This window comes from Corynebacterium renale (assembly GCF_002563965.1).
GTDB classification, from domain to species: domain Bacteria; phylum Actinomycetota; class Actinomycetes; order Mycobacteriales; family Mycobacteriaceae; genus Corynebacterium; species Corynebacterium renale.
Genome location: NZ_PDJF01000001.1, coordinates 184,375 through 197,931 on the forward strand (window position 1 = coordinate 184,375; position 13,557 = coordinate 197,931).

Genomic DNA, 13,557 nt, shown 5'->3' on the forward strand with positions numbered 1-13,557 from the left:
ATTCCCTGGCTTAGAGCCGGCTACCCCTTGCGGGCAGTCGGCTCCTTGCTTTTAAGGCACAGGGTTCGGCCGCAGCCGGTGACGAAGCCGGCTTTTCCTTGCCCGCTTTCGGCGCTTTTCCATATATTGACCAATGGTCTGCGCTTCCCACTTCCCTTGTGGAGACAGTGGCCCGGAGGCTAAACCGATTTCGAAGGTTCCGTCGGTGTGCAACCAGATTGTCGTGCCGGTCTCTGGGTCCAGGATGTAGTGCAGACCGCCGTTGGTTTTGTAATTGTGGTCGAAGGAGCACACGTCGACGAGGTTCTTTGCAGAGGTTTCGCCACCTTCGGCGTATTCCACACGGTGGTCCTTCTGGCACCTGTGCCCGGGCACATTGCAACCGGGAACAGCGCAGGTACCATCGCGACCTTCAAGATACGCACGAAGACCAGGGCTCGGACGATACGAGTCTGACGTGAAGTCTTTATACTTTGCGATATTTCTGGTCTTAGTGACTTCTGCTAAGAGTTCGTCGCGCAGTTCCCCACTAATCCAACCGACGCCGGACATCCACGCTGGTGCATCTGGGATATCTTCCGCCCTATAAATGTTAAGCGTGAGGTTCACAGTGATGTTGTCGAAGAGCAGCTTGTAGAAGGCTTCCTCGCGGTTACATGTGTATTCCCTTGTGATGTGCCGGATCGCTTCATCTAGTTTGAGTGCATCCGTTGTAGTCATCTCCGCCCGCAGCTCGGCCGGACCTCCCTCCTGCCCCGGGTTAAACAGCTCGAAGGGTGGCAGCTCTTTCTTGGTGGGTTCCGGGTTCAATTCGGGGTTCGTGAGCACCAAAATATGTTTGAGGCGTTTTCTAAACGAAGTCTCATCGGGGAAGGATTGGCAGGGCATCGTCGGCGTGAGGACTTTGGCGAGCATCTCATCGATATCACCAAACGTCTTTGGATCCGCCCCATCCAAAACGGACGCCAGGATCCCGATGTAATCCCAGCCAAGCAACGCTAGCTCGCGCTGCAACTGCAAGGTTTTGGGTAATTTGAACAGGATTTTCATGCCGGCAATAACAATGCGCCTGGCTTTGTAGTCCGGAAAACCCAGCACCTTGCGCGCTTGAGATATAGAATCCCGGGTCGGTCTTTCGTCCGTATGCATGAGATGTTCAAGCAAAATGAAGGCTTGGCGCCTCACATTTTCCGCCATCACCGTTAGCGGATTGCTCTGATCACTGAGATAGAAATACGCCGGAGGATTAACCCCTGGTCTCCTCCGAATGTGCCGTGGTATTTCAGTGTCTTCCACTGCCCTGTCCCCTATTCTGGCCCACCCCGGGCCGAGATTTTGTTTACTATGCACCCCACTGTAGTTTATTCGCACACACTTGTCAATACGAGACGTTTAACCAGGCATTTACCACCAGTTTCAACACTACAGTTCGAACCCCAAAGCCCGTTAAGAAAACCGGCCCGAGCGAAATACTCGAGCCGGTTAACTAGCTAAAGCACGGCTAGCTGATCTCGACGATCAGGTCGCCACCTTCCACCTTCGTTGGCTGCAGGAGGACAACACGGGAGACGGTGCCGTCGATAGGCGCAGAGATGGAGGCTTCCATCTTCATTGCCTCGATGACAGCAACTTGGTCGCCGGCCTTGACCTCATCGCCCTCTGAAGCGGTAACGGTAACAACGCCAGCGAACGGTGCCGGGACGTGGCCTTCGTTGGACGGGTTAGCCTTCTCGACGGTCGCGACGATGGACTCGGCGGACTCGTCACGCACGCGCATCGGGCGGATCTGGCCGTTGACCGTTGCGGTGACGTGGCGCATGCCCTTCTCGTCAGGCTCGCCGACGGCGTCGAGGCGGACCGTCATCTTGCGCTGCGAACCAGGAACTGGGATAACCAGCTCGCGGCCCTCGACGAGACCGTAGAAGAACTCGAGGTCATCGAGCTGGTCCACGCGGCCGTAGAGGCGGCGGTGCTCCGCAAACTCCTCGGCAGGCTTCGGGAAGAGCAGCTTGTCCAGAGTATTGCGTCGTACTGCGCGATCCTCAGAGGCCAGGCCTTCCTCGGCTTCCTTGGAGATCGGCGCGGTCGGGTCGGCGCCTTCCTTACGCCCGGCAAGAGCCTTGTTGCGCAGTTCCTCAGGCCAGCCACCAGGAGGGGTACCCAGTTCGCCGCGCAGGAATGCGATGACGGAATCTGGGATGTCGTACTTCTGTGGGTCGGCAGCAAATTCTGCAGCCGTCACACCAGTACCTACCAGCGACAGGGCAAGGTCGCCGACGACTTTGGAGGATGGGGTCACCTTCGTGGGTCGGCCGAGCATTTCGTTGACGTCTGCGTAGGTGTCCTCGATGAGTTCGAAGCGATCGGCCAGCCCCAGCGATGCTGCCTGCGTACGCAGGTTGGACAGCTGACCACCTGGGATTTCGTGGTTGTACACGCGGCCGGTTGGGCCAGGGATACCGGACTCGAATGGGGCGTAGACAGCACGCACTGCCTCCCAGTACGGCTCCAAATCGCCGACGGCATCCAGCGACAGGCCAGTGTCGCGGTACGTATTCGCGAACGCAGCAACAATGGCCGACAGCGACGGCTGCGACGTGGTGCCGGAAACCGGAGCGGAAGCACCGTCGACGGCGTCGGCGCCCGCTTCTGCAGCGGCCAGGTAGGTTGCCAGCTGCCCACCAGCGGTGTCGTGCGTGTGTACGTGGACTGGCAGGTCGAATTCCTTGCGCAGAGCTGTGACCAGCTTCCGGGCAGCAGCCGGGCGCATGAGGCCAGCCATATCCTTGATACCGATGATGTGTGCACCAGACTTGACGATCTCCTCCGCCATACGCAGGTAGTAGTCAAGGGTGTACAGATCTTCCTTCGGGCTCGCCAGGTCACCGGAGTACGCCATCGCGACCTCAGCAATCGTGGTGCCGGTCTCCAGGACGGCGTCGATAGCTGGGCGCATCTGGGAAACGTCATTGAGCGCGTCGAAGATACGGAAGATATCGATACCGGATGCTGCGGCCTCGTTCACGAACGCCTTGCACACGGAATCCGGGTACGGGGTGTAACCCACGGTATTGCGGCCACGCAGCAGCATCTGGATATTAATGTTCGGCATCGCCTCGCGCAGCTTGTCCAGACGCTCCCACGGATCCTCGTGGAGGAAGCGCATTGCGACGTCGTAGGTTGCGCCACCCCATGCCTCAACGGACAGCAGCTGCGGGGTCAGGTGCGCAACAGCCTCGGCGGCTGGGATAAGTGCCGCGGTACGCACGCGCGTCGCCAGCAGCGACTGGTGCGCGTCACGGAACGAAGTGTCGGTGACAGCTAGGGCATCCTGCTGGCGCAGGCGGCGAGCAAACTCGGCCGGCCCGACGTCGAGAAGCAAGTCGCGGGAACCGCGCTGCAGTCCTGCCTTCTTATCAAAGGTCGGGAGCTTTTCGGCGGGGAGCAGGTTAGTCGGGCGGTCGCCATGTGGCTTGTTGACGGTCACCTCAGCCAAGTAATCCAGAATTCGGGAGGCTTCGTTGTCCGCTGGTGGCGCCTGCATCAACCATGGATGCTCGTCGATGAAGGAGGTGTCCAGGCGCGAAGACGTGAAGTCCGGCTCGCGGAGCAGAGCACGCAGGAAGCCAATGTTGGTGGACACGCCAGAAATGGTGAACTCAGCCAGTGCACGTTGTGCACGCGCTACGGCGGCTGCGAAGTTCGGGCCACGCGTGGTCATCTTGACCAGCATGGAGTCGAAGTTCGGGGTGATTTCGCCACCCAGGGAGGCGGCGCCGTCGAGACGCACGCCAGCGCCACCAGGGCTGCGGTATGCGCTGATTGTGCCGGAGTCAGGGCGGAACTCGTTGTTCGGATCCTCAGTGGTGATACGGCACTGGAGGGCCGCGCCGTGGACCTCAATCTTGTCCTGGGTCAGGCCCAGTTCGGGCAGGGTCATGCCGGCAGCGACCTGCATCTGCGACTTCACCAGGTCAACCTGGGTGATTTCCTCGGTCACGGTGTGCTCGACCTGGATGCGGGGGTTCATCTCCATGAAGACATGGTTGCCCTTTTCATCCACGAGGAATTCGACGGTACCTGCGCACTGGTAGCCAATGTGCTTGCAGAACTTCACCGCGTCCGCGCAAATGCGCTCGCGCAGTTCAGGATCCAAGTGCTGCGCCGGAGCAATCTCGACGACCTTCTGGTGGCGACGCTGCACGGAGCAGTCACGCTCGAAGAGGTGAATAACGTTGCCCTCTGCGTCGGCCAGGATCTGGACCTCGATGTGCTGCGGGTTGATGACCGCACGCTCCAAGTAGACGCGCGGGTCACCGAACGCAGCCTCCGCCTCGCGGGAAGCTTCGGCAGCCAGGCGCTTGAAGTCCTTTGCGTCGTGGACCACACGCATACCGCGGCCACCGCCACCTGCCAGGGCCTTCACGAAGATTGGGTACTCACGATCTTGCGCGTAGCCCCATAGTTCATCAATGTCTGCAGATGCTGGGGAATCGTCCAGGATGGGCAGGCCTGCTTCTTCAGCGACCTGTACGGCCTTAGCCTTATCGCCGGTCAGATCCAGGACCTCCGGAGGTGGACCAATAAACGCGATGCCATTGTCGCGGCATGCGCGGGCGAAGGTTGCGTTCTCTGAGAGGAACCCATAGCCCGGGTAGATTGCGTCCGCGCCGGTTTCCTTTGCGGCGCGGATAATCTCGTCGATGTTCAGGTACGAACGCACCGGAGTGTCGTCGCCACCAATGGAGACTGCCTCGTTAGCGAAGGACCGGTGGTAGGAGTTCCGGTCCTCGCGCGGGTAGACAGCTACTGTCTCCGCGCCTACCTCATACGCTGCACGGAATGCGCGTACTGCGATCTCGCCACGGTTGGCAACAAGAATTTTCTTGAACGAAGGTGTGCTATTGGCTGCCATCGCTGCCATGCCCCTTTCAACTACTCACGTCAGTCACGTCCTGTTGGCCGTCTGCCCACAGTAACTAAGCATTCTAGTGCCAACGTGAGACCGCACACTACGGGGGTAATGGTCACGTGTGCCACACCCGTGCTGTGCAGGCAGTATTTTTGTCCGATTTTTATATGCACGCGGCAGCGGGTGAATTTCAAACACTTTATTAAGACCAAATGTTTCCCAGTTTTGACGTGCACGGTCGTACGCTTCTCGACGTCACCTCTGCCCTATTACCGTGGTACCCGTGAAGAATTCCTTAATGACTCTGGGCATGGGCGCCGTCTTGGCGCTGCTGACGTACAACACCAACGGTTCACTAGCCGTCGCGCTGACGATCGTGGCTGTGGCAGCGGTACTGGCAATCGTGGTAGCGATCAAAAAATAGCCCCCGATCCCTTTTCAGGAATCGGAGGCAGATTGCCACGGCTTAAGGCTTAGACGTCAGACTTGAGCAGTTCTTCCAGCGGTACTGGGGAAAGCAGGTACGGGGCAACCTCGAGCACGGTGCGGGCGCCGGTTTCACCCTGTGCCGCTAGGCGTGCCGCTGCACGGCCGTACGCAACCTGGACCGCAGCGGTGAAGTCTGGGTTCGCACCCAATTCCAGGCTGTATTCGACGACGTGCTGGGAAGCCTTATCGCCCTCGCCGACGGTGCCCGTGGTGATCACGTGGCCGCCGTGCGGCATACCAGAGTGGTCGCGATCGAAGGTTTCACGGTCGATGAAGTTGACCTCAACCTCATACCCCACGAAGTAGTCCGGCATGGTGCGGATTTCCTCTTCAATGCGGGCGTGCTCGGACTCTGGTGCCACAACCCAGCACTGGCGCACGTGCGCCTGCTTGGAGTCGATGTCTGCACCTTTGCCGGCGCGGGCTTGGTCAAGAGCCTCTGGGTTCGGCAAAGTGTACTGGACAGCTGCCTCAACGCCGTCGATGCGGCGAAGTGCATCCGAGTGCCCCTGGGACAGGCCCGGGCCCCAGAACGTATTGTTCTGGTGCACCGGCAGAATAGCCTTTGCCATGACGCGGTTGAGGGAGAACATTCCTGGGTCCCAGCCCGTGGAGATAATTGCCAGGTTCCCTGCTTCGCGCGCTGCAGCATCCATGCGCTCGTAGTGGCCCGCAATGTCGCGGTGGTTATCGTACGTATCAACAGTTGTGGTCACGCCAGCGAAGCGAGTTGCTTGCTCCGGGATGTCTGTTGCAGAACCTAGGCACAGGAACAGCACATCAATTTTGTCAGCGTACTTTTCCACGTCGGCGACAGGGACCACCGCCGCTGCGGTGTCCAGTGTGTCGCGGCGGGAGAATACCGCGGCAAGTTCCATATCTGGCTGCTGGGCGATGACTCGTTCAACGGACTTGCCCAAGTTGCCATAGCCGACGATGCCGGCGCGGATCGTGCTCATTCCTATTCACAACCTTTCAGTGAATCTCGTATGTGATGTACCCGAACTAAAATACTCTTTTTTAGCCCAAGTCGTCATGCGCCACGAGCCGGCGTGCAGCCTCCGTGATCGAGCCGGACAGTGACGGGTACACGGCGAAGGAATCGGCCAGGTCAGCGACCGTAAGGTTGTTGCTAACAGCGACCGCGACCGGGAGGATCAGTTCGGATGCTGAAGGCGCCACAATCACACCGCCGATCACCAAACCGGAGTTACGGCGGCAGAAAAGTTTGACAAAGCCGTGCTGGAGGGAACGCATCTTGGCACGTGGGTTCGTCGATAGTGGCAGCATGATGGAACGCGCGCTCACCTCACCGGATTCAATCTCAGCTTCGGTCACGCCGACGGCCGCGATCTCAGGGCGGGTGAACACCGCGGTAGCAACAGTCTTCATGCGCAGCGGGGACACGCCCTCACCCAGCGCGTGGTACATGGCGATACGGCCCTGCATCGCTGCGACTGAGGCCAGCGGGAAGAGGTCAGTGCAGTCGCCGGCGGCGTAAATACCGTTGACATTCGTGCGCGAAACGCGGTCCACCTTAATGTGCCCGGACTGGGTCACCTCAACGCCTGCGGAATCGAGCGCCAAATCTTCGGTGTTCGGGATGGAACCTACCGTCATCAAAGCGTGGGAACCTTCGATCGCGCGGCCGTCAGTGGTGTGCACGATAACCCCCGAGCCGGTGTTTTCCACCTTGGATACGCGCGCATGCTTCTCCAGCGAGACCCCGCGCCCTTGGAGAACTGTTTCGAGGACGTCAGCGGCGTCGGCGTCGTCGTGAGGCAAAATACGGTCACGCGATGCCACCAGGGTGACCTTCACACCCAGTTCAGCGAATGCGGACACGAATTCCGCGCCCGTGACACCGGAACCAACGACGATGAGGTGCTCCGGCATGTCCGTGAGGTTATACACCTGCTGCCAGGTGAGAATGCGGTCGCCATCTGGCTGTGCGTCGGGCAGGATACGTGGGCGGGCACCCGTTGCGATGAGTACCAGGTCGCACTCTACGGTCTCCTCGGTGCCGTCGGCGCGGTCGACGTGGATGTAGTGCGTCATCTGGTTCGTGTTCTTGTCATCGAACCGTGCGCGCCCGTTAATAATCTTGACCCCGATGCGCACCATCTGGCGCTGAATGTCGTCAGACTGCTTCGTAGCCAGCGCCTGGACGCGACCGTTCAGCGCATCCAAGTGGAGTTCGATGTCCCCGATCCCCTTGTCCAGCTCCATATCATCGGCGCGGCGCAGGTCCGTCTTAATGTTCGTGCCGGCGATGAAGGTCTTCGACGGGACGCAGTCGTGAATGACCGCGGACCCTCCCAAGCCCTGGTCTTCAATAAGAGTTACATCTGCGCCGTATTTTGCGCCTGCAAGTGCTGCTTCATAACCTGCAGGTCCGCCGCCGATAATCACAATTCTGCGAGCCATGTGTGGGCTGTCCTCCGTAAAGGTTGGGGTAAAAGTGGTGTGCGCCCAAGTCTATCCCAGTACACCCGTACTGCAACCAGTGGGGTGAACCTTTCGTGGGACTATGCCCGCTTCTCGACGCCTCCCGGCTCCACACCTACGACCCCAAGCGCTGGTGGAATTTCTCCACGACCCCCGCAAAAAGCCGGACGCCCACACCGATGGCGCGTTCGTCGACAAGCAAATCCCCCTGGTGCAGATCCTGCTGGGCGCCCTCGCCCGACCATGCGCCGAGGCGTGCCATAGAGCCCGGCACTTTCTCCAGATACCAGGAGAAATCCTCACCACCCGACGACTGCGGCGCTTCGACGACGGCACCGGGGTCGATGAGGCTCGCGGCATCAGCGAGAATCGCGGTGGCTACTTCATCGTTAAGCACTGGCGGCACGCCACGGGTATAGGTGACCTCCGCGCGGCAGCCCGTAGGCTCCACAATCTGGGCAACGAGCTCCCGGACCAGCGGTTCGATATCGCGCCACACCCCAATATCGGCGGTGCGCACAGTGCCGCGAATCAGGCCACGCTGCGGAATCGCATTCGGGGCCGACCCAGACTCCACGTGCCCAAACACCAAGACGGTCCCCGTGCGCGGATCAACCCGGCGCGACAGCAACGCCGGCAGCTGGGTAATCACGGAACCAACTGCGTACACCACGTCCTGGGTCATGTGCGGACGCGAAGAATGCCCGCCTGCGCCCGCAATCTCTACGGTGAGCACGTCCGTCGCAGAGGTGATCGCACCAGTGCGCACCCCAATGCGGCCGACCTGTAGTTTCGGTTCCACGTGGACGGAATATATAGCGCCCACACCATCCAGCACGCCTTGCGCAATAACGTCGGTGGCACCACCGTCAATAACCTCTTCGGCGGGCTGGAAAATCACCCGCACACCCACCTTGAGTTCCACGGTGGAGAGCGCGCACGCTAAAGCAAGGGCGACGGTGGTGTGGACATCATGGCCGCACGCGTGGCACACACCAGGGTTCACCGACGCGAAGTCAAGGCCCGTGACCTCCACCAACGGGAGTGCATCAATGTCTGCACGGAAGGCTAACTTCTCTGGTGTATCGGGGCCGATGTCCACGTACAAGCCCGTATTCTGCAGCCGGACTGGGTGTAAACCGTGGGCGGTGAGAGTTTCCACGAGGAAGTCCGTGGTGGCGTACTCGTGATTAGAGAGTTCAGGGTGACGGTGGATGTGCCGGCGCCACTGGATCACCTGGTCTTTATGCTGCGCCAACCACGTGTTGACCGCATGCGTATAAGACGCTTCCACCACCTGTTGAACTCCTTTGACACCGCGCAACCGCCACCGGCTGCACGGAACGTGCACCGCAGACCTGAGGGTCTTAACCAATAACTCTGGCCAGTGTAGTCACTGGCCAAAACAACTCCTAAATAACAGTATCCCGCACTGACTCTAGCCCCGGCGGCTAGAGCCCCCGCTGGGCAACGAGGAATACTGGGTGCTCCCGCAATCCTGCGAATGGTAGGCCGCGGGCCTGCTTTTCCAACATGTCCCATGCTGGCGCGTGAACAGTCCCCACCACTGGCACGGAGGCAGGCGCCGTGGCAGCGCGCACGCGCTTTTTGTATACGTTGACGCGGTCACGCAGGCTTCCGAAATCATCGTCAGAGGCCGGCCAGACCAGCGCAAACGCATGGTCAGGGACTTCACACTTTCCTACCGGGATACGCTCGCCGCGCGGGAGCAGCACCGCCGGCGGCACGTCGAGCGCTAGCGCAAGAGCATAAATATTGCGTAGCTGGGGGTTAACCACCGCGCCGGTGTTGGTTTCGTTGCGTTCGTACATCGAGATAGTGTTGCGGTCGATGCCGGATAGCTCAGCGAGCTCGTCTTGGGTGAGGCCACGGAGACGTCGATAAGCATAAATAGTGCGGCTGAAGACGTAACCATACGACGACCAGTGCGTTGCCAGGTCAGCGTCCCCGCGGAGACGCTGGAACTCCTTGCCCGCATGTAAGTTCGTCGAAGCCATATGGGCAACTGTGCCCACCACAGTATGCAAAGTCCGCACACTGCAGTGGGCACACGTTACCCATTTAGAGGTCTATATTTCGCGGGCCGTAGAGACGATCGCCAGCATCGCCCAGGCCAGGGACGATGTATGCATTTTCGTCCAGACCAGGATCAATAACCGCGGTGACCAGACGAACCGGCAGGCCCGAATCTTTCAGCGCCTGCACGCCCGGCTCCGCGGAGACCATGCATACGCAGGTGATGTCCTTCGCGCCGCGAGCCACCAGCAGACGGATCGCGTGCAGGAGTGAGCCGCCGGTCGCCAGCATCGGGTCCACGAGGAACACCGGCTGATCGCTCAGGTCCTCGGGCAGGGCCTCCAAGTACGGGACGGGTTCGTGGGTTTCCTCGTCGCGAGCCATGCCGATGAAGCCAACCTGGGCATCCGAGATCATCGACAACGCTGGATCAATCATGCCCAGGCCTGCGCGGATGATGGGAACGATGATGGGTGGGGTCTCCAGGCGTGCGCCCTGCGCAGTATCGACCGGGGTGACCACGTCAAAGTGCTCCACCTTCAAGTCGCGGGCAGCCTCGTAGATGAGCATGGCACCCAGGTCACTCAGGGCGGAGCGGAAGCCGGCATTGTCTGTGCGGGCGTCGCGCATGATGGTCAGGCGGGATTGGGCCAGGGGGTGATCGATGACGGTGATATCCATGCCCCCAATAGTATGCGTTCCAGCCTTGCGAAGAATCGGCGGGAACCAGTTGGCGCCGTGGGTGCGTCTATTAAGGCATGAACCCAACACTAGACATTGATGTAGAACACGCCCAGGCCCTGGCCCGCGACCTCGCCGGCACTCCTGCTCCCCAGGTGCCACCGTTTAGTCCTCCGCCAATCCCCGGGGCGGGCGACTTCCTCGCGGCACTCGCCGCCGCCCACCAGGCCACAACACGCAGCGTTGCCGAACTAGTGCATTACCTGCGCTGGTGCGGGGAGGAAGCAGCGCAGGCAGTATCGCTTATCGACGCCACCTCCGCCCACACCGCCGCAACCTTAGACGGGCACGGTGAACTCCTGTGATCGACCTCGCTTCCACAGCCCAGGCCATTGCCCGGCACCTGCCTTCCCCTCTCCCAGCACCAGCCACCATCGGCGTGCCCGATATTTCCCCGCTAGTTCCCCTAGCGCGGTACTTATCCACGCGCCCGGACCCAGCGATGGAGGCGCACCGAATAGTCAGCGCACACGCAGGCGATATTGCCGCTATCACGCGCGATGCTGCTCCCCTTTTCATCAGCGCGGCCCTGGATATTACAGAAATCGGAGCCAGTTTCCTCCGACGTGCCGTCCCGCTTGCCGCCACTGCACTTATCCCAGGGGCTGGCACAGCGCACGCTGTGGCACGCCTAGCGGTCGAAGTATCCTCGCATCTAGCTCAGGCCGCATTGCGAGTGCAGCAACTCACTCAGGATTTAGCCCCCTTTACTGGGCGCTTGTCCGAGATTGCAGCGCGCGTGGTGCAGTTACCGAATGGTCCCGGGATGCTCAGCCCTAGGTCCGGGCCTGTGCCCGAGCATGAGATAAAGCATGTGGCACTCAGTGCCGAGTTGCCGGCGGGCGGATCTTCGGGTGGCGCGGCGGGCTCGAGTGCGGGCTCCGCAGCGGTCGCGGCGGCCAAGTCTACCCTGGGTACCCCCTACGTGTGGGGTGGCACGTCACCGGGAGGCTTCGATTGTTCCGGGTTGACACAATGGGCGTGGCGTCAGGCTGGCGTCGATTTACCACGCACCGCGGAAATGCAAGCCGTGGGCCGCCCTGTCTCCGCCGAGGAATTACAAGAAGGCGACCTTGTGGTTTGGGACGGGCATGTGGCCATGTACGCCGGCGGCGGCACGATTATCGAGGCAGGCGACCCGGTGCAGATCAATCCTTTGCGAACCTCAAACATGGGGATGTCGTTTAAGGGCTTTTACCGACCCACAGGGTAGTAGCCATGTCCGAGCAACGCCCATACCTAGCAGAGACCTCCCCCGTTTCCTACCCATCTCCTATCCTTAACGTGCGCACCCGAGAACCTGGCTTACCCTCGGGACATTCTTTGCCGTTTGCCTGTTGGTAGGCGCACTTACGCCCACCGCCGTTGTGTCGTTGCTCTGGATAGCGTGGCTGGTGGCAATCGTCATTGCGATGGGCCCGTGGACATCCGCGACACGTCCTCAACGCGTTATTTCGGCAGGCACTGGCTTAGTGACAGCGTGCGCACTGTGGTCGTGGGCGCTGGAATACTTTCACGAAGCAGTCGTATCCGCCATGCCGTGGCTTCTTGGCGCAGCTTTTGTGACTCAAGTGCTTTTGCGCCAATCACGCAGCTAATACCTCACCGCTCTCTTATTCCCGCCACCGTGGGCGGTACGGTAAGCTTTCCCACCATGAACTCTTCGACGTCACGTGCCATCGTTCCTGTCAAGCTCAGCCTGGACCAAGGTGATCTTTACACTTTGTGGGCTCCAGAGTGGAAGGAACAAGGCTCGCTGTGGCAGGCCTTCTTAGGCGATAACTCCGGCGTCTTCGGATTTGAGTCCCCTGCCCAGCTCTTGGACTTCCTGGAATCGGGTGTACCGCACGATTTAGAAAGCCACCCGAAGTGGTCTGAGTTCGCGGCAAAGAGCGAATCACGCGTGCTGCCCCGCAAGGCGGACGAGTATGACATCGTAGGCCTGCCCGCCCTGCTCGCGGATCGGCCCAGCTACGAGGCCGTAAACAAGGCTGCCGGCATCGTCCGTATCGCAAAGTCCCTGGCGAACGTTGCTTCCGCTGAAGCGGCCGTCGTCTTCTTCGCTTCCCATTCCATCGTGAACAACCTGAATCGCGGCAGCGAGCATTATTCCGGTGACGCCGGCGCCGAAGAATGGACCGGCTTGGGCAGCGTTATCCTAACCAACTGGAAAAAGGTCCGCGAAGCCCTCGACGAGGTCGTCGTAACCAAAGACGCCCCAGCTAAACCGGATACTCAGGCGCGTATCGACGACGCCGTGGCCCGCGAAGAAGCCGCCCGAGCAGCAGAAAAAGAGGCTGCGGAGAAGGCAGCTGCCGCTGCCGACCCCTACGATTCGTCCCGTTGGGCGGCAGCCGGGATCGACCCCATCAAGATTATTGCCGACGGCCGCACCCTCTACAGCCTGCGTACCTACGTCGACGGCCGACCAGTATTCCTGGGCAAGTTCGGTGAAATCTTCACCTTCCCATCCGGCAAGCAACTGACCCGCTGGCTCGTTTCCCACGACGACCACGACCTTGCCAAGGTCTCAACCTGGGAGGAACTGTCCACCGCCGCGAACGCTGGCGAGCTGGAAGTCCAGGTCCACGACGACAACATCTACTCCCTCAAGGGCATCTCCGACCAGATTCTCAAGGGCGTCGACGCCGTCGATACCAAGCAGATGGCCCGCGCCTACGAAATCATCGCGGACGCAGCCGACTGGGCCGGCGACGATTCCGTCAACTCCTTTTTCCTGTCCAACCCACGCATGCAGGATTACATTTCCTACATGCTAGGCAGCCCGGAGACCGCAGGTTATGTCCCAGCGGCACCGTTCACCGATCACGCAAAGGCGTGGGATGAACTCGCCGCCACCCTGCTGCGCCGGTTCTCCAAGAACTAAAACGCCGAACGCCCAAAAAGGGGTGCCCTCCACCTTGATGTGG

General features: G+C 60.5%; 11 protein-coding genes. 4 read left to right on the plus strand and 7 right to left on the minus strand.

Annotation, left to right across the window (positions count from 1 at the left end):
* Positions 1-51: 51 nt before the first annotated feature.
* Positions 52-1,296, minus strand: coding sequence for an HNH endonuclease signature motif containing protein (locus ATK06_RS00860; protein WP_143341366.1), 1,245 nt, complete (start codon positions 1,294-1,296; stop codon positions 52-54).
* A 205-nt stretch (positions 1,297-1,501) separates the two neighbouring features.
* On the minus strand, positions 1,502-4,915 hold the full coding sequence (locus ATK06_RS00865; protein ID WP_408608283.1) for a pyruvate carboxylase: 3,414 nt from the start codon (positions 4,913-4,915) through the stop codon (positions 1,502-1,504).
* Positions 4,916-5,195: 280 nt separating this feature from the next.
* Here ATK06_RS00865 and ATK06_RS11145 point away from each other — a divergent pair, with 280 nt between their 5' ends.
* On the plus strand, positions 5,196-5,336 hold the full coding sequence (locus ATK06_RS11145; RefSeq protein ID WP_161796013.1) for a hypothetical protein: 141 nt from the start codon (positions 5,196-5,198) through the stop codon (positions 5,334-5,336).
* Positions 5,337-5,385: 49 nt separating this feature from the next.
* On the opposite strand, the gene ATK06_RS00870 is transcribed toward ATK06_RS11145, so the two are convergent.
* The 5 genes from ATK06_RS00870 to upp form a co-directional block, all read right to left on the minus strand.
* Positions 5,386-6,360: a diaminopimelate dehydrogenase gene (locus ATK06_RS00870; protein WP_048381467.1), complete on the minus strand. Its 975-nt coding sequence runs from the start codon at positions 6,358-6,360 to the stop codon at positions 5,386-5,388.
* 61 nt (positions 6,361-6,421) lie between these two features.
* On the minus strand, positions 6,422-7,828 hold the full coding sequence (locus ATK06_RS00875; RefSeq protein ID WP_098388683.1) for an NAD(P)H-quinone dehydrogenase: 1,407 nt from the start codon (positions 7,826-7,828) through the stop codon (positions 6,422-6,424).
* A 136-nt stretch (positions 7,829-7,964) separates the two neighbouring features.
* A complete protein-coding gene (locus ATK06_RS00880; RefSeq protein WP_098389361.1) occupies positions 7,965-9,143 on the minus strand; it encodes an amidohydrolase in 1,179 nt (392 codons plus the stop codon).
* Positions 9,144-9,300: 157 nt separating this feature from the next.
* Positions 9,301-9,867, minus strand: a complete 567-nt coding sequence (locus ATK06_RS00885) for a helix-turn-helix domain-containing protein (protein WP_053072889.1) — start codon at positions 9,865-9,867, stop codon at positions 9,301-9,303.
* Between the two features lie 64 nt (positions 9,868-9,931).
* Positions 9,932-10,567 carry a uracil phosphoribosyltransferase gene (gene upp, locus ATK06_RS00890; protein ID WP_048381469.1) on the minus strand — a complete coding sequence of 212 codons (636 nt, stop codon included), beginning with the start codon at positions 10,565-10,567 and terminating at the stop codon, positions 9,932-9,934.
* A 77-nt stretch (positions 10,568-10,644) separates the two neighbouring features.
* Here upp and ATK06_RS00895 point away from each other — a divergent pair, with 77 nt between their 5' ends.
* From ATK06_RS00895 to ATK06_RS00910, 3 genes are all read left to right on the plus strand, one after another.
* Positions 10,645-10,932, plus strand: a complete 288-nt coding sequence (locus ATK06_RS00895; protein ID WP_048381472.1) for a hypothetical protein — start codon at positions 10,645-10,647, stop codon at positions 10,930-10,932.
* Complete coding sequence (locus ATK06_RS11465) at positions 10,929-11,840, plus strand: C40 family peptidase (protein WP_048381475.1); 912 nt, start codon at positions 10,929-10,931, stop codon at positions 11,838-11,840. Before ATK06_RS00895 ends, ATK06_RS11465 begins: the two co-directional genes overlap by 4 nt.
* A 441-nt stretch (positions 11,841-12,281) precedes the next feature.
* Positions 12,282-13,514, plus strand: coding sequence for a hypothetical protein (locus tag ATK06_RS00910; protein ID WP_048381480.1), 1,233 nt, complete (start codon positions 12,282-12,284; stop codon positions 13,512-13,514).
* Positions 13,515-13,557 lie beyond the last annotated feature (43 nt).

Coding starts and splice junctions, on each gene's coding strand:
- ATK06_RS00870 (WP_048381467.1), bottom strand. CDS start 6,360: ATGAGCACGATCCGCGCCGGCATCGTCGGCTATGGCAACTTGGGCAAG.
- ATK06_RS00885 (WP_053072889.1), bottom strand. CDS start 9,867: ATGGCTTCGACGAACTTACATGCGGGCAAGGAGTTCCAGCGTCTCCGC.
- ATK06_RS00865 (WP_408608283.1), bottom strand. CDS start 4,915: ATGGCAGCCAATAGCACACCTTCGTTCAAGAAAATTCTTGTTGCCAAC.
- ATK06_RS00895 (WP_048381472.1), top strand. CDS start 10,645: ATGAACCCAACACTAGACATTGATGTAGAACACGCCCAGGCCCTGGCC.
- ATK06_RS00875 (WP_098388683.1), bottom strand. CDS start 7,828: ATGGCTCGCAGAATTGTGATTATCGGCGGCGGACCTGCAGGTTATGAA.
- upp (WP_048381469.1), bottom strand. CDS start 10,567: ATGGATATCACCGTCATCGATCACCCCCTGGCCCAATCCCGCCTGACC.
- ATK06_RS00910 (WP_048381480.1), top strand. CDS start 12,282: ATGAACTCTTCGACGTCACGTGCCATCGTTCCTGTCAAGCTCAGCCTG.